The 16,490-nt window shown below is 72.2% G+C and carries 10 protein-coding genes; all 10 read left to right on the top strand.

Translation table 11 applies throughout. The features are described from left to right. Positions 1–3,468, top strand: a 3,468-nt coding sequence (locus tag ACF1BE_RS03075) for an Rne/Rng family ribonuclease (RefSeq protein ID WP_392197215.1), incomplete at its 5' end; no start/stop codon positions are given. 231 nt (positions 3,469–3,699) lie between these two features. Beyond that, positions 3,700–4,020 carry a 50S ribosomal protein L21 gene (rplU, locus tag ACF1BE_RS03070; protein ID WP_030653874.1) on the top strand — a complete coding sequence of 107 codons (321 nt, stop codon included), beginning with the start codon at positions 3,700–3,702 and terminating at the stop codon, positions 4,018–4,020. Positions 4,021–4,034: 14 nt separating this feature from the next. Beyond that, positions 4,035–4,289: a 50S ribosomal protein L27 gene (gene rpmA, locus ACF1BE_RS03065; RefSeq protein WP_390058343.1), complete on the top strand. Its 255-nt coding sequence runs from the start codon at positions 4,035–4,037 to the stop codon at positions 4,287–4,289. A 127-nt stretch (positions 4,290–4,416) separates the two neighbouring features. After that, on the top strand, positions 4,417–5,865 hold the full coding sequence (gene obgE / locus ACF1BE_RS03060; protein ID WP_392197214.1) for a GTPase ObgE: 1,449 nt from the start codon (positions 4,417–4,419) through the stop codon (positions 5,863–5,865). Between the two features lie 178 nt (positions 5,866–6,043). Beyond that, on the top strand, positions 6,044–7,531 hold the full coding sequence (locus ACF1BE_RS03055; protein ID WP_392197213.1) for an FG-GAP-like repeat-containing protein: 1,488 nt from the start codon (positions 6,044–6,046) through the stop codon (positions 7,529–7,531). 207 nt (positions 7,532–7,738) lie between these two features. Then, positions 7,739–9,286 carry an alkaline phosphatase D family protein gene (locus tag ACF1BE_RS03050; RefSeq protein WP_392197212.1) on the top strand — a complete coding sequence of 516 codons (1,548 nt, stop codon included), beginning with the start codon at positions 7,739–7,741 and terminating at the stop codon, positions 9,284–9,286. Between the two features lie 586 nt (positions 9,287–9,872). After that, positions 9,873–11,369 (top strand): D-ribitol-5-phosphate cytidylyltransferase, encoded by a 1,497-nt coding sequence (locus ACF1BE_RS03045; protein WP_392197211.1) that lies wholly within the window; start codon positions 9,873–9,875, stop codon positions 11,367–11,369. A 188-nt stretch (positions 11,370–11,557) separates the two neighbouring features. Then, positions 11,558–13,648, top strand: a complete 2,091-nt coding sequence (locus ACF1BE_RS03040; protein WP_392197403.1) for a hypothetical protein — start codon at positions 11,558–11,560, stop codon at positions 13,646–13,648. 276 nt (positions 13,649–13,924) lie between these two features. Continuing rightward, positions 13,925–15,085: a glycosyltransferase family 2 protein gene (locus ACF1BE_RS03035; RefSeq protein ID WP_392197402.1), complete on the top strand. Its 1,161-nt coding sequence runs from the start codon at positions 13,925–13,927 to the stop codon at positions 15,083–15,085. A 225-nt stretch (positions 15,086–15,310) separates the two neighbouring features. Next, a complete protein-coding gene (proB, locus tag ACF1BE_RS03030; protein ID WP_392197401.1) occupies positions 15,311–16,417 on the top strand; it encodes a glutamate 5-kinase in 1,107 nt (368 codons plus the stop codon). Positions 16,418–16,490: the final 73 nt, after the last annotated feature.

The raw sequence follows: 16,490 nt of genomic DNA, 5'->3' as shown, positions 1-16,490 counted from the left end.
GCCGAGGAGGGTGCTCAGGACGCCGCCGAGGACGCCGCTCCGCGTCGTACGCGCCGCCGGGCCACCCGCCGGGTGTCCGCGCCCACCGGTTCGCCCGTGAGCGAGGAGGCCGCCGAGGCCGAGCAGGCGGAGGAGCCCGCAGTGCGCACCCAGACCCCGCAGGTCCCCGCGTCCGCACAGACCACCGAGCCCGCCGAGGCGCCGCAGGCCCCCGCGCCGGCCGCCGCCGAGGGCGGGACCCAGCGCCGGGCCCGCCGCCGGAGCGAGCGGGCCGCGTCCGGGTTCGCCGAGCCCGCGCGGCCGGCCGGGGCCCGGTCCGCCGAGGACGCCGACGGCCCGCGCCGGCCCGCCCGCCCCGCCGTCGCCGTCTTCCAGGCGCCGGTGTTCACCGAGCCCAGGTTCCAGACCCTGGAGCGGGCCGCGGCCGAGGCCGCGGCCGAGGCCGCCGATGTGGAGGAGACCGAGGAGTACGCGGAGGAGCGCGCCGAGACCGGTCCGCGCCGCCGCCGGCGCCGCCGCGCCGCCGCCGAGGAGACCCGGCCCGTCCAGGCCGTGCCCGAGGACGAGGACGAGGAAGCGGAGGAGGCCGAGGACGCCGACGAGGCTCCGGAGACCGCCGAGGACCTCGCCGAGGGCGAGGAGGGCGAGGACGCCGAGGGCGCCGACGGCTTCGAGGAGTCCGGCTCGCGCCGCCGTCGCCGCCGTGGCGGACGCCGCCGCCGGCGCGGTGACGCCGCCGACGGCGACGGCGTCGACACCGAGGGCGACGAGCTGGCCGCCGAGCAGGCCGCGCAGGACGCCGAGGACACCGCCGAGCAGGAGGACGAGGACGCCGACGACGTCCGGGGCGACGACTCCGCCGGTTCCAGCTCCAGCAGCCGCCGCCGTCGCCGCCGTCGTCGCCGGGCCGGTGACACGGGGGCCGACCCCGAGCCGTCCGTCGACGACCCGGAGCGCACGGTCGTCAAGGTCCGCGAGCCGCGCAAGCCCAGCGAGCCGTCCGACGAGGTGCAGTCCATCAAGGGCTCGACCCGCCTGGAGGCCAAGAAGCAGCGCCGCCGGGAAGGCCGCGAGCAGGGCCGCCGCCGGGTGCCCATCATCACCGAGGCCGAGTTCCTGGCCCGTCGCGAGGCCGTCGAGCGGGTGATGGTCGTCCGCCAGCACGGCGAGCGCACCCAGATCGGCGTGCTCGAGGACGGCGTGCTCGTCGAGCACTACGTCAACAAGGAGCAGTCCACCTCGTACGTCGGCAACGTCTACCTGGGCAAGGTCCAGAACGTGCTGCCGTCGATGGAGGCCGCCTTCATCGACATCGGCAAGGGCCGCAACGCGGTGCTGTACGCCGGTGAGGTCAACTTCGGTGCGCTGGGCATGGCCAACGGGCCGCGCCGCATCGAGTCCGCCCTGAAGTCCGGGCAGCCCGTGCTCGTGCAGGTCACCAAGGACCCGATCGGCCACAAGGGCGCGCGCCTGACCAGCCAGGTCTCCCTGCCCGGCCGCTACCTGGTGTACGTGCCCGAAGGCTCGATGACCGGCATCAGCCGCAAGCTGCCCGACACCGAGCGGGCCCGGCTGAAGACCATCCTCAAGAAGATCGTCCCCGAGGACGCGGGCGTCATCGTGCGCACCGCCGCCGAGGGCGCGAGCGAGGAGGAGCTGCGCCGCGACGTCGAGCGGCTCCAGGGGCAGTGGGAGGACATCCAGAAGAAGGCCAAGAACGGCGGCGGCTCGAGTGCGCCCTCGCTGCTCTACGGCGAGCCGGACATGACCGTCCGGGTCGTGCGCGACATCTTCAACGAGGACTTCACCAAGGTCATCGTCAGCGGTGACGAGGCCTGGCAGACGATCCACGGGTACGTCGCGCACGTCGCCCCGGACCTGGCCGGCCGGCTGTCGCGGTGGACGTCCGAGACCGACGTCTTCGCCACCTACCGGATCGACGAGCAGCTCGCCAAGGCGCTGGACCGCAAGGTCTGGCTGCCCAGCGGCGGTTCGCTGGTGATCGACCGGACCGAGGCGATGGTCGTCATCGACGTCAACACCGGCAAGTTCACCGGCCAGGGCGGCAACCTGGAGGAGACGGTCACCAGGAACAACCTGGAGGCGGCCGAGGAGATCGTGCGTCAGCTGCGGCTGCGCGACCTCGGCGGCATCATCGTGATCGACTTCATCGACATGGTCCTGGAGTCCAACCGGGACCTGGTGCTGCGCCGCCTGCTGGAGTGCCTGGGCCGGGACCGCACGAAGCACCAGGTGGCCGAGGTCACCTCGCTTGGCCTGGTGCAGATGACCCGCAAGCGGGTCGGCCAGGGTCTGCTGGAGTCCTTCTCCGAGACCTGCGTCCACTGCAACGGCCGTGGTGTCGTGGTCCACCTGGACCAGGCCACCGCCAACGGTGGCGGCGGCAAGCGCAAGAAGCGCGGCCGGGGCGGCGACATCCAGGAGCACGTGCACGAGACCGCCGCCGTGGCGGTGGAGTCCGGCGAGGCCGTCCCGCCCGAGGTGGAGACGGCGGTGGAGGTGGCCGCCGAGGCCGCCGAGCCGGTCGAGCTGCCCGGGCCGGACTTCGCGCCGGACGAGGAGCTGTACAGCAGCGTCGCCGAGGCGGAGGCGGCGGCCACCCGTGGCCGTACCCGCCGCCGGGGGGGCCGCCGGGCGTCGGCTCCGGCGGGCGCGCCGACGTCGGAGCGGGCCGAGCGGGCTTCGAGGGCCGAGCGGGCCGAGAAGGCCGAATGGGCGGAGAGCGCCGACACCGGGTACGCCGAGGCCGAGCCGGCCGGGGCTCCGACCGCGCAGCACGTCACCGCCGAGGAGGCGGCGACGCGCCCGGTGCTGCCCGAGCCGGCCGCCGAGGCGCTGGCCGAGCCCGTGGCCGCCGAGGACCAGGTGGTCCCGGCGCCGCAGGCCGAGGTCCCGGCCGCCGAGGACGCCGCGCCCAAGGGCCGTACGCGCCGTCGTGCGACCCGGAAGGTGTCGGCCCCGGCCGGTTCCCCCGCCGGTGCCGAGGCGGCCGTCGTGACGGTGCCGGAGGCCGCGCCCGTGGCCGAGGCGCCGGCCGCGCAGCCCGTCGCCGAGGAGGTCCCGGCCGCCGAGGAGGCGCCGGCGCCCGCAGAGGCCGCCGCACCGGCCCGCCCGCGCCGCCGTGCGGTGCGCAAGGCCACCGCGCCGACCGCGTCCGAGGAGGCGGCCGTCGTGGTCGTCCCGTCGGCCCCGGTGGAGCCCGCGGTGGAGGAGGCACCGGTGGCCGAGGAGCCCGCGGAGGAGGTCGCGCCGGCCAAGAAGACCGCCCGTAAGGCGGCCAAGAAGGCCCCGGCGAAGAAGGCCACCGCCGCCAAGAAGACCGCGGCCAAGAAGACGGCCGCCAAGAAGACGACGGCCAAGAAGGCGACGAAGACCGCCAAGACGGCCGCCGCGAAGTCGACGGCGAAGAAGACCACCACGGTCCCCGCCGCCGGCGACGAGGGCTGACGCCCGCGGGTGTGCGGCCGGTCCGAGTGACCGGCCGCACACCGGCGGGGCCCGGTTTGACCCCCTCGGCCGTGGCCCCGTAACCTGGACCGTCGGCGTGTCCGCTGACACGCCACATCCCCGTAAACCTCTTCCTCCCGGACGCATCGCGGGCCGGGAGAGGTCGTCCGTGCTGTTGTCGGGCGGCTGGCCTGCGGGGGTGCCGTTTCTTCGAGCGAAAGTGAGATCCGCGTGTACGCCATCGTGCGCAGCGGTGGTCGCCAGCACAAGGTTGCTGTCGGCGACATCGTTGAGGTTGACAAGATTTCCACTGCCAAGGTTGGCGACACGGTCGAGCTCTCGACCCTGCTCGTTGTCGACGGCGACTCCGTGACCAGCGACCCGTGGGTGCTGGCCGGTATCAAGGTCCAGGCCGAGGTCGTGGACCACCACAAGGGCCAGAAGATCGACATTCTGCGCTACAAGAACAAGACCGGCTACCGCCGTCGGCAGGGCCACCGCCAGCAGTACACGGCGATCAAGGTCACGTCGATCCCCGCGGCTGCGAAGTAAGGGACTGAGGAGAAATGGCACACAAGAAGGGCGCATCGTCCACCCGGAACGGTCGCGACTCCAATGCCCAGCGGCTCGGCGTGAAGCGCTTCGGCGGTCAGGTCGTCAACGCGGGTGAGATCCTGGTCCGCCAGCGCGGCACCCACTTCCACCCCGGCGCCGGTGTCGGCCGTGGTGGCGACGACACGCTGTTCGCCCTCCAGGCCGGTGCGGTGGAGTTCGGCTCCCACCGTGGCCGCAAGGTCGTGAACGTCGTTCCGGTCGCCTGAATCGTCTGATTCACGGCATCGACCGAACATCTCGCGAGGCGGACCTCACTTCCCGGACGGGAAGGCGGGTCCGCCTTTCGCGCGTTACCTAGAAGACAGATCCGCACGTTTCTGGAGGCACTGAACCATGACCACCTTCGTGGACCGCGTCGAACTGCATGTCGCCGCGGGTAGCGGGGGCCACGGCTGTGCCTCCGTCCACCGTGAGAAGTTCAAGCCGCTCGGCGGCCCGGACGGCGGCAACGGCGGCCGGGGCGGCGACGTCATCCTGACCGTCGACCAGTCGATCACGACGCTGCTCGACTACCACCACTCCCCGCACCGCAAGGCCACCAGCGGCAAGCCCGGCGAGGGCGGCAACCGCTCCGGCAAGGACGGCCAGGACCTGGTCCTGCCGGTGCCGGACGGCACGGTCGTGCTGGACAAGGCGGGCAACGTGCTCGCCGACCTGGTCGGCCACGGCACCTCCTACATCGCCGCGCAGGGCGGCCGGGGCGGCCTCGGCAACGCGGCGCTGGCCTCGGCCCGCCGCAAGGCGCCCGGCTTCGCGCTGCTCGGCGAGCCCGGTGACCTGTCCGACATCGTCCTCGAGCTGAAGACCGTCGCGGACGTGGCCCTCGTGGGCTACCCGAGCGCCGGCAAGTCCTCGCTGATCTCCGTGCTCAGCGCGGCCAAGCCGAAGATCGCCGACTACCCGTTCACCACGCTGGTCCCGAACCTGGGCGTGGTCACCGCCGGCTCCACCGTCTACACCATCGCCGACGTGCCCGGTCTCATCCCCGGCGCCAGCCAGGGCCGCGGCCTCGGCCTGGAGTTCCTGCGGCACGTGGAGCGGTGCAGCGTGCTGGTGCACGTGCTGGACACCGCCACCCTGGAGTCCGAACGCGACCCGGTCTCCGACCTCGACACCATCGAGGAGGAGCTGCGGCAGTACGGCGGTCTCGACAACCGGCCGCGGATCGTCGTCCTGAACAAGGTCGACGTGCCCGACGGCAAGGACCTCGCCGAGATGGTCCGCCCCGACCTGGAGTCCCGCGGCTACCGCGTCTTCGAGGTGTCGGCCGTCGCCCACATCGGTCTGCGTGAGCTGACCTTCGCACTCGGTGAGCTGATCGCCCAGGCGCGCGCCGCCAGGCCGAAGGAGGAGGCGACCCGGATCGTCATCCGGCCGAAGGCCGTGGACGACGCGGGCTTCACCGTCACCCGTGAGGAGGCCGGCGGCGAGCTGCTGTTCCGGGTGCGCGGCGAGAAGCCCGAACGCTGGGTGCGCCAGACCGACTTCAACAACGACGAGGCCGTCGGCTACCTCGCCGACCGGCTCAACCGCCTCGGTGTGGAAGCGGAACTCATGAAGGCGGGCGCCCGCTCGGGCGACGGCGTCGCCATCGGCCCCGAGGACAACGCGGTCGTCTTCGACTGGGAGCCGACGGTCATGGCCGGCGCGGAGATGCTCGGCCGCCGTGGCGAGGACCACCGCTTCGACGCGCAGCGCCCCGCCGCGCAGCGCCGCCGTGACAAGGATGCGGAGCGGGACGAGGCGCTGCGGGAGTACGACGACTTCGACCCGTTCGAGTAGAGGCACGCGCCGCCCGTCCGCCGGAGAACCGGGCGGGTGAACGGCGGGGAGAATCGCGGCGACGGTGGGGGCAACCCCACGCGGCCCCGGTGAGTCGAACAGTGCGACACGAAGAGGATCTTGGTCCTCCTCGTGTCGCACTTCTCTTTCTCCCCGACTCCCGACTCCCGGAGCAGACGTGCCCGACCAGCCCCGCCCCGCCCGCCGCCGCACTCTGACGCTCGCCACCACGCTCGCCCTCGCGGCCGGTGCCCTCGCCCTCCCGGCTGTCGCCGTGCCCGCCCACGCGGCCCCCGCACCGGCCGCGAGCGGCAAGCACCTGCACGACGACTTCAACGGCGACGGCTACGCCGACCTCGCGCTCACGGCGCCTTCGGCCACCGTGAGCGGCCGGAAGAGCGCCGGCTACGTCGCCGTGGTCTACGGTTCGGCGAGCGGCCTGAAGACCTCCACCCGGCAGGTCCTCAGCCAGAACAGCGCCGGGGTGCCGGGCAGCGCGGAGACCGGTGACCGGTTCGGCAGCGCCGTCGCCACCGCCGACCTCGACCGGGACGGGTATGCCGACCTGGTCGTCGGGTCGGGCGGCGAGGACACGTCGGCCGGTACCGACGCCGGGTCGGTCGTGGTGCTCTGGGGCGGGGCCAGGGGGCTGTCCGGTGGAGTGACGTTGGCCGGCGGGACGGAGTACGCCGCGCTCGGCGACCGCGGACACCTGACCGTCGGAGACGTGGACGGCAACGGCGCGCCGGACGTCGTCACCGTGGTGAACGCCCACGATCTGCGGGTGCTGAACGGGCCGTTCGGCCGCGACGGCGCCACCACGCACGGCGGGCAGCTGGTCAACGACCCGTTCGACAGCCGGGTCCTCGACCTGGCCGCCGGTGACCTCGACGGCGACGGCATCACCGACATCGCCGCCACGGAGAACGACGGCGACGAGTGGGACGCCCGCCGTGTCGTGTACTGGACGGGCACGCACGCCGGGCTCACCCCGTACACGACGGTGCACGACGCCGGTGACACGAGGTTCCAGGGCGGCGAGCACCTCGCCGTCGGCGACGTGAACCGGGACGGCTACGCCGACCTGGTGGTGGGCCGGGCCGTCGAGGGCGCCGACAGCGATCTGGACACCCCGCTCGCCAAGGGCGGCCGGATCGCCTGGGTCCCGGGCACGGCGAAGGGACCCGACGGTGCGAAGGCGGTGCTCGTCAACCTGGACACCGCCGGGGTGCCCGGCACCGCGAAGCCGGGATCCGGGTTCGGCACCGGCCTGTCGGTGGCGGACATCGACGGCGACCACTACGCCGACATCGCCGTCGGCGCGCCCGGTGTCTCCACGGGCGGACGGGTCATCACCCTGCGCGGCACCGCCAAGGGCCCGACGGGCAGCGGTGCGAAGGAGTTCGGCCAGGACACCACGGGTGTGCCCGGCACCGGCGAGCAGGGTGACGCGTTCGGCTCGGCCGTGCGCCTGGTGGACGCGGACGGCAACGGCCGGGCCGAACTGGCCGTCGGCGCGCCGGGGGAGAACGCCAAGGCGGGGGCGGTGTGGGTGCTGCGCGGCACCACCACGGGAATCACGCCGAGCGGTTCGTTCAGCTTCGCGAGCGGCACGCTCGGCACGGTGGCCGCGGGCGGGCAGCTGGGGGCCGGCTTCGGTTCGTGAACCGTAGGCGGCGGGGCGGATTCCGACCTACCGTCAGACCCGTTGTGGCGCGAGGGTTTTCCCGTGCCGCAACGGGTCTTCTGTTGTCTGCCCATTTGTCATGCTCGCGATGGGCTTCGTTCAGCAGTCGGGCCGTCCGGCCGTGGGAGCTTCCGCATGTCCGAACCGACCTGTCCACGAGGCCACTGTGGCAAAGGGAGTCAGCGCATGACCGCACCATCGCCCGACCGCCGCCGCTTTCTGACCGCCGGGGCCGCCGTCCTCGGCGCCGCGGCCTCCGCCCAGCTGTGGCTGCCCGGCACCGCCCGCGCCGCCGACACCCCGCTGCCCGACGGGGTGTTCACCCTCGGCGTCGGCTCCGGCGATCCGCTGCCCGACGGGATCGTGCTGTGGACCAGACTCGCGCCCGACCCGCTGGGCGGCGGGGGCATGCCCGACGCCGTCTTCCCCGTGGAGTGGGAGATCGCCGAGGACGAGCGGTTCCGCAGAACCGTCCGCCGGGGCACCGCCCAGGCCGGCCCCGAACTCGGCCACAGCGTCCACGTGGACGTCCGCGGCCTGCGCCCGGACCGTTCGTACTGGTACCGCTTCCGGGCCGGTGGCCAGCTCTCGCCCACCGGCCGCACCCGCACCGCACCCCACCCGCGCCGGCGGGGCGGCTCGCTGCGTGTCGCCCTCGCCTCCTGCCAGAACTGGCAGCACGGCTATTTCACGCCGTACGCCGACATGCTCGCCCAGGACCCCGACTTCGTGCTCTTCGTCGGCGACTACATCTACGAGTCCGCGCCGTCCGCCACGGCCGTCCGCCGGCACGAGGGCAAGGGCGAGCCGTACACCCTCACGCAGTACCGCAACCGGTACGCGCAGTACCGCACCGACCCCGACCTGGCCGCCATGCACGCGAGCGTGCCCTGGGTGGTCACCTTCGACGACCACGAGGTGGACAACGACTGGGCCGGCGAGATCCCGCAGGACCCCGACAAGCAGCCGCACGACGCGTTCGTGGCCCGGCTCACCGCGGCGTTCCAGGCGTACTACGAGCACATGCCGGTGCGCGCCACGGCCGTCCCGAACGGCCCGCACATCCAGATGTACCGCCGCCTGGAGTTCGGCCGGCTCGCCCGGCTCAACCTCCTGGACACCCGGCAGTTCCGCAGCGACCAGGCCACCACCCAGGAGGGCGCGCAGGCACCGTCGCAGACCATGCTCGGCGCCGAGCAGAAGCAGTGGCTGCTCGACGGGCTGCACGACTCCCCGGCCCGCTGGAACCTCGTCGCCTCGCAGATCATGATGGCCGAGACCGACCTGCTGCCCGGCGACGGCAAGCTCTGGTACTACGACGCCTGGGACGGCTACCAGGTCGAACGCAACGCCCTGCTGGAGGAGTTCGCCGACATCCGCAACCCGGTCGTGCTCAGCGGCGACCGGCACCTGACGATGATCAGCGACCTCAGGACGGACTACGCCGACCCGGACTCCGACGTGGTCGGCGCCGAGTTCGTCGGCACCTCCATCTCCAGCAGCGGCGACCAGGACCAGGACGCCTTCCACCGGCAGTGGGACCCGCTGAAGGCGGACAACCCGCACTGGAAGCTCATCGACGCCCACCGCGGCTACCACCTCTTCGACATCCGCCGCGACGGCATCGACGCCCGGGTCCGGGTCGTCGACACGGTACTGAAGCCGCAGGCGACGGCGAGCACCCTGGCCAGGCTCCGGGTGGAGTCGGACGAGCCCGGCGTCACTCTCGTGTGAGCCGGCACCGGTCCGCCGGAGCCCGGGACGCGTCCGTGTCCCGGGCTCCGGCGTGTCGCCCCACGGGCCGCCCGGAATCTCCCCGGGACCGAAATGCCACAGATTCCGCTGCTGGAATTCCGCGGCAATGAACTTCCCCGAAGAGCTGTATTTCCCGTCTTGTCCGGGGCGGCGCCGTGCCGCATTCGCGGACCGTGTGCGGTTCCAGGCACAGGATGTGAAGATCCCGCCGCCCCGCCGCCCCGCCGCCCCGCCGCCCCGCCGCCCCGCCGCCCCGCCGCCCCGCCGGGCGGCCGGGGCGGGGAGCGGGACACCGCGTCGGGGCGCCGTGGGACGAGGCCGTGCGGGCATCCGGACACCGCTGCCCGCAGCGGTCACGGCGGCATCGAAGGCCTCTCCCCGGCTTCCCTGTGGACTTACTCACAGCAAATTCACGGAGGTTCACACCGCCCACGGCCAATCACCGGGGGCGCAAGGTGAATGACAGGTGGCGCGCACATATGCAGGGGAGGTCACTCACCTTGCACTGCGGTTACCCGAAGTGGGACCATTTCACGGTTCCCTGTCGCCCCAAGGTAGGTCACCTGTGTCCCAGCACATAGCCAAGCCCCGTACCACCGCAGTGATCCTGGCCGGTGGCACCGGTCAGCGGGTGGGTCTGTCGATCCCCAAGCAGCTGCTGAAGATCGCCGGCAAGGCAGTCATCGAGCACACCCTGACCACCTTCGAGAACGCCGACTCGATCGACGACATCATCGTGCTGATGGCCCCGGGCTACGTGCCGGACGTCGAGAAGATCGTCGCCAAGGCGGGCTTCACCAAGGTGAAGAAGGTCATCGAGGGCGGTTCGACCCGGAACGAGACCACCGAGCGCGCCATCAGCGCCCTCGGTGAGGGCCTGGCCGAGGGCGAGGACCGCAACGTCCTCTTCCACGACGCCGTGCGCCCCCTGCTCTCGCAGCGCGTCATCGACGACTGCGTGGCCGCGCTGGAGCGCTACCAGGCCGTGGACGTCGCCATCCCGTCCGCGGACACCATCATCGTCACGCGCACCCACGGCGGGGACGGCGAGTTCATCACCGAGATCCCGGACCGTTCCCGGCTGCGCCGCGGCCAGACGCCCCAGGCGTTCAAGCTGTCCACGATCCGCCGCGCCTACGAGGTCGCCGCCGGTGACCCCAACTTCCAGGCCACGGACGACTGCTCGGTGGTCCTCAGGTACCTGCCCGACGTGCCGATCCACGTCGTGGCGGGCGACGAGTACAACATGAAGGTCACCCAGCCGGTCGACGTCTTCATCGCCGACAAGCTGTTCCAGCTCGCCTCCACCGCCGCGCCCGAGCAGAAGGACGAGGAGGCCTACCGCGAGCTGCTGACCGGCAAGACGGTCGTCATCTTCGGCGGCTCCTACGGCATCGGCAAGGACATCGCCGAACTCGCCGGGTCCTACGGCGCGCACGTCTACGCGCTCGGCCGCTCCACCACCGGCACCCACGTGGAGAATCCGGAGGAGGTCGACGACGCGCTGTCCAAGGCCTACGGGGAGACCGGCCGGATCGACTACGTCGTCAACACCGCGGGCGTGCTGCGCATCGGCAAGCTCGCCGAGACCGACAACGCCACCATCGAGGAGGCGCTGAAGGTCAACTACCTGGCCCCGGTGCAGATCGCGCGCTCCGCCTACAAGTACCTGTCCGAGACCAAGGGCCAGCTGCTGCTCTACACCTCCAGCAGCTACACCCGCGGCCGCGCCGAGTACTCCCTCTACTCCTCCACCAAGGCCGCCATGGTGAACCTCACCCAGGCGCTGTCCGACGAGTGGGCCGGCGACGGCATCCGCGTCAACTGCATCAACCCCGAGCGCACCGCCACCCCGATGCGCACCAAGGCCTTCGGCCAGGAGCCCGCGGGCTCGCTGCTGTCCTCCGAGGCGGTGGCCCGCACCTCCCTGGACGTGCTGCTGTCGGAGCTGACCGGTCACGTCATCGACGTCCGTCAGCAGGACCCGACCGCGGGTGCCGCCCGGGCCTCCGGCTTCGAGCAGGCGCTCGCCTCGGTGCTGGACCGTCAGGACGGCGTGTAATAATCGAGGGTAATTAAGCTTTTCGGAATTCAGGCCTCTGTGGGTGCCCGTTCACCGGGTATTCGCAGAGGCCTGTGTCCGTACCCCGCACAAATCACCGGCACCCCCCGGCATTTCAGAACAAAACCGGCACTCCCCCCTCCCAGAGCAGGTTCTCCGTGATATCCACCGCTATTCGCGTCGCCCGGGTGGGCAGCGCGGCCGAGCTGGCCGCGGCGGCCCTCGTGATGCTGGGCTTCCCGGCGCTCATGCTGGCCGCGCTCGTCCCGAGCGTCCCCGCCTTCGCGGCCCTGGCCGCCGTGACGTACCTGGCGGACCACTATCTGCACCGCAAGGGCAGCTACCTGATCAACCGCCTCAGCAAGGTCCGGGCGGGGCTGTCGATCCGCTTCCTGATCCGCCAGCTGCTGCTGGTCCTGCTGCTGGCCCGGATGTCCCTGTCCGACGACCTGATCTTCTACGGCGCGGTCGCCTGCTTCATCGCGTTCTACGGGCTCCAGGCCCCGCACGGCGCGCTGGTCACCCTCATCCGCAACCGCCGCCGGATGCCGGTCGCCACCCGCAACATCGACCTGAAGTCGCGCATCCGCATCCCGGACGCCCCGCCGCGCCGCCTGCTGCACCGCTCCGCGGAGAAGATGCTCCACCTCGACCTGTTCGCGGTCGCCGGCGTCCTGGTCGCCGCGCAGGCGGACTCGGCCTGGTTCGGCTTCTTCGGTATCGGTCTCACCATCGTCCTCGGTACCGGGTACGTCGCCGTCCTCCTGCCGTTCGTGCGCGGCCGGAAGACCCCGCCGAAGGCCGACGTCGTCCTCGCCGCCGTCGACGACTGGCTGGCCGCCTACCGGCCCGAGACCGTCCTGTACTTCTCCGGCTCCAGGGACTCCGTCTACCAGGTCAACATGTGGCTGGAGACGATGGAGCAGCTGGACACCCGGCCGCTGATCATCCTGCGTGAGCGCGCCATCCTGAACAACCTCGCGCCCACCACGGTCCCCGTCATCTGCGTGCCCGGAGGGGTGCACCTGATGAACCTGGACCTGTCCACCGTGCGCGTCGCGCTCTACGCGGCCAACGTCGGCAAGAACATCCACCTGCTGCGCGTGCCCACCATGAAGCACGTCTTCATCGGTCACGGCGACAGCGACAAGCTGGCCAGCGTCAACCCGTACAGCAAGGTGTACGACGAGGTGTGGACCGCCGGCCGCGCCGGCCGCGACCGCTACGCCATCGCCGACGTCGGCGTCCGCGACGACGACATCGTCGAGGTCGGCCGCCCGCAGCTCGCGCCCATCCAGACCTGGCAGGGCGTGCCCGGGGACCGCATCCCGACCGTGCTCTACGCCCCCACCTGGGAGGGCTGGGACGGCAACCCCGGCAACACCTCGATCGTGCTGGCCGGTGAGAACATCGTGACCCGGCTGGTGACGGCCGACCCGCCGGTCCGCGTCCTGTACAAGCCGCACCCGTTCACCGGCACCGTCAGCAAGGACGCCAAGGCCGCCCACCAGCGCATCGCCGCCCTGGTCGAGAAGTCCGCCGCCGAGCGCGCCGCCGACCCCCGGTTCACCGCCGACAGCGACGCCATGGCCGCGGCCAAGGCCGAACTGACCCGCATCGAGGCCCGGCTCGCCGAGCTGGCCGGCGCCGGCGGCACCAAGGGCGACGAGGCCGTGGCCACCCGCGACGGCATCGTGGACGTGCACCGGCACGAGGAGATCGCCCGGCTGCGCGCCGAGTGGAACACCGCCTACTGGCGCTCCTTCCCGTCGTACGAGCACCGTGTCATCACGGGCGCCCAGCCGCGTCTGTACGACTGCTTCAACGTCTCCGACGCGATGGTCTCGGACATTTCCTCCGTGGTCTCCGACTTCATCGCGAGCGGCAAGCCCTATGCCGTCACCGACTCCGGCGAGCTGGGCGCCGAGGAGTTCAAGCGGCAGAACACGGCCGTGCGCGCCGCCGTCATCCTGGCCAACGACGCGGCCGGGCTGGGCGGTCTGCTGGACGCCGTGCGCGACCCGTCCGCCGACCCGCTCGCGGACGCCCGCACGGAGCTGAAGCGGTACCTGCTCGGCCCGGACGAGCCGAAGTCGATCGACCAGTTCAACGCGGCGGTCGGCGACCTGGCCCTCAAGGCCGAGGCCCGCAACGTCGGCCAGGAGTCCCGCCTCGGCGCGGCCAACGCCGACCCCGCCGAGTCGGCCGAGCTGACCAACGCGTTGCCGGGCCAGCGCGCCGCGTCGGCCGGGGACACGGACGGCGTGAGCGCGGGCTGACCGCCCCGGCACGGTCCAGGCCCCCGAGGAGCACTCCTCGGGGGCCTTCGTCGTGTCCGGTTCCGCACCGGGGCCGAGCGCCGTTCCCGCCGTCCCGCGTACGGTCCTGTGAGGTACACCACTCATCACCCTGGGTGAGGCAACCGCTTCCCCTGGGTGCCCGTCTAACACAGTGCGATTGAGGCAGATACGGGGGGAAAATCCTGGTGGCAAGGGGGAAGTGTGACCGTCGTGACGCAGCCTGATGTGAGCGTGATCATCGGGGCGTACGAAGCAATGCCGTACCTGGTCGAGTGCCTGGCATCCGTCGAGGCGCAGACCATCGACCCGGGGCGGATCGAGGTCATCGCGGTCGACGACGGCTCGACGGACGGCACGGGGGAGTGCCTGGAGGAGTTCGCGGCCCGCGTGCCCATGCCGGTCACCGTCATCCGCCAGGAGAACTCCGGCGGCCCCAGCGGTCCGCGCAACGTCGGCCTGGCCAAGGCGAGCGGACGCTACGTCTTCTTCCTCGACGCCGACGACCGGCTCGGCCCCGAGGCGCTGGAGCGCATGGTCGCCATGGCCGACCGGAACGGCACGGACGTCGTCCTCGGCCGGGTCGAGGGCGTCAACCGCACCGCCCCGAAGTCCATGTGGGGCAAGACGCTCGACCGGACCGACGTCTTCTCCTCCAACATCAAGTTCACGCTGAGCGCGCAGAAGCTGTTCCGCCGCGCCCTGCTGGACCGGCACGGCATGCGGTTCGACGAGTCGCTGTGGACCGGTGAGGACGCCGTGTTCACGCTGGAGGCCTACCTGCGGGCGGACGGCGTCTCCGTGCTCGCCGACTACACCTGCTACTACCTGGTCGGCCGCGACGACGGCAAGCACGTCACCAAGACCGGCGGCTACGCGCTGCGCTTCGACTCCGCGCGCGCCCTGATGAAGCTGATCGCCGACATGGTCCCGGCCGGCGACAGACGTGACCTCTTGATGGTCCGGCCGTTCCTCATCACGCTGCTGCCTCAGTTCGGCCCCAAGTTCCTGACCGACGACGAAGAGGTACGACGGCACAAGTTCGAGCTGGCCAAGCCGCTGATGGACGCCTACTGGACGCCCGGCGTGGCCCGCCGCCTGAAGGTCCACGAGCGGCTGCGGCTGCACCTGGTCGCCATGCAGCGCGCCGATCTCCTGCTGGACGTCGTCAGATTCGTCAAGGCCAAGAAGCAGGCCGCCGCCGTCCTGGAGAAGCGCGGCACCCGCCTCTACCTCGTCTACCCGCACTTCCGGTCCCCGAAGGCCGGCATCCCCGACGACATGTACCTCGCCGACGCCCGCGAGGCACGCGCCTTCGAGGGCTACCGCGAGGCCGCCGCCAACTCCTTCCCGCGCCGCGTCCTGCGCAAGGTCCGCCGGATGCTGCCGGGCAAGGGCTTCGGGACGGCCGCGGCCTGACGGCCCGGCCCGGCCCGGAGCGCGGTACCCGCGACGCGTCCGCGCGCCCGCCCGACCCGTGCGACGCCGTCCCGAGCCGGGCCCGCGCCGCGTCCTCACGGGAGCCGCCGGGGGGTCGTCCGCTGTCCGCGCACCGGACCGTCGCCTGCGCGGCGGTCCCGTTCGCGTAGATTGCTGCCACGCGCGAGGAAGTGGAGACAGCACGTGGCAAGGGCAAGGCAGGCCGTGGGCGAGGCCCGCAGGATCGTCGTCAAGGTGGGCTCCTCGTCGCTGACGACCGCCGCGGGCGGCCTGGACGCCGACCGCGTCGACGCGCTCGTCGACGTCCTCGCCAAGATGCGCGGCGGTGGGGAGAAGGAGATCGTCCTCGTCTCCTCCGGCGCCATCGCCGCCGGCCTCGCGCCGTTGGGTTTGCGCCGCCGCCCCAAGGACCTCGCCCGCCAGCAGGCCGCCGCCAGCGTCGGCCAGGGCCTGCTCGTCGCCCGCTACACCGCCTCCTTCGCCCGCTACGGCGTCCGCGTGGGCCAGGTCCTGCTCACCATCGACGACATGAGCCGCCGAGCCCACCACCGCAACGCCTCCCGCACCCTCGACAAGCTGCTCGCGATGGGCGCCGTCCCGGTCGTCAACGAGAACGACACCGTCGCCACCGACGAGATCCGCTTCGGCGACAACGACCGCCTCGCCGCGCTCGTCGCCCACCTCGTCCACACCGACCTGCTGGTCCTGCTGTCCGACGTCGACGGGGTCTACGACGGCGACCCCGGCAAGCCCGGCACCTCCCGGATAGCGCAGGTGAGGGGCCCGGAGGATCTCGCCGGTGTCGAGATCGGCAGCACGGGCAGGGCCGGCGTCGGCACCGGCGGCATGGTCACCAAGGTCGAGGCCGCCCGCATCGCCGCCGCCGCCGGCATCCCGGTGGTGCTGACCAGCGCCGTCCACGCCGCCGAGGCCCTCGCCGGCGGCGACACCGGCACCTACTTCCACCCCACCGGCAAACGCTCCGCCGACCGTCTCCTCTGGCTCCAGCACGCCTCCACCCCGCAAGGTGCCCTGGTCCTGGACGACGGGGCGGTGGACGCGGTCGTACGGCGGCGCACGTCCCTGCTGCCCGCCGGGATCGCCGCCGTGGAGGGCGATTTCAACGCCGGCGACCCCGTGGAACTGCGCGACGCGACGGGCCGCGCGGTGGCCCGGGGCCTCGTCAACTTCGACGCCAAGGAGATCCCCCGGCTGCTCGGGCGTTCGACCCGGGAGCTGGCGCGCGAGCTGGGCCCGGCCTACGAACGCGAGGTCGTACACAGGGACGACCTGGTGCTCCTGCACGCGTGACGCTCGCAAGACCGCTCGGACGGCGAACCGCGCGGACCGACCCCGGTGGGGGACGTTCCGTAAAACCCCCACG

Source organism: Streptomyces sp. NPDC014991, from assembly GCF_043080665.1.
Classification (GTDB): domain Bacteria; phylum Actinomycetota; class Actinomycetes; order Streptomycetales; family Streptomycetaceae; genus Streptomyces.
Note: the sequence above shows the minus strand (reverse complement) of the source record. Positions and strands in the feature narration are given on the sequence as shown.

What these genes read in the sequence shown, in the direction of transcription:
- rpmA (WP_390058343.1), top strand. Translation starts at nt 4,035, where the DNA reads ATGGCACACAAGAAGGGCGCATCGTCCACCCGGAACGGTCGCGACTCC.
- obgE (WP_392197214.1), top strand. Translation starts at nt 4,417, where the DNA reads ATGACCACCTTCGTGGACCGCGTCGAACTGCATGTCGCCGCGGGTAGC.
- ACF1BE_RS03050 (WP_392197212.1), top strand. Translation starts at nt 7,739, where the DNA reads ATGACCGCACCATCGCCCGACCGCCGCCGCTTTCTGACCGCCGGGGCC.
- ACF1BE_RS03035 (WP_392197402.1), top strand. Translation starts at nt 13,925, where the DNA reads ATGCCGTACCTGGTCGAGTGCCTGGCATCCGTCGAGGCGCAGACCATC.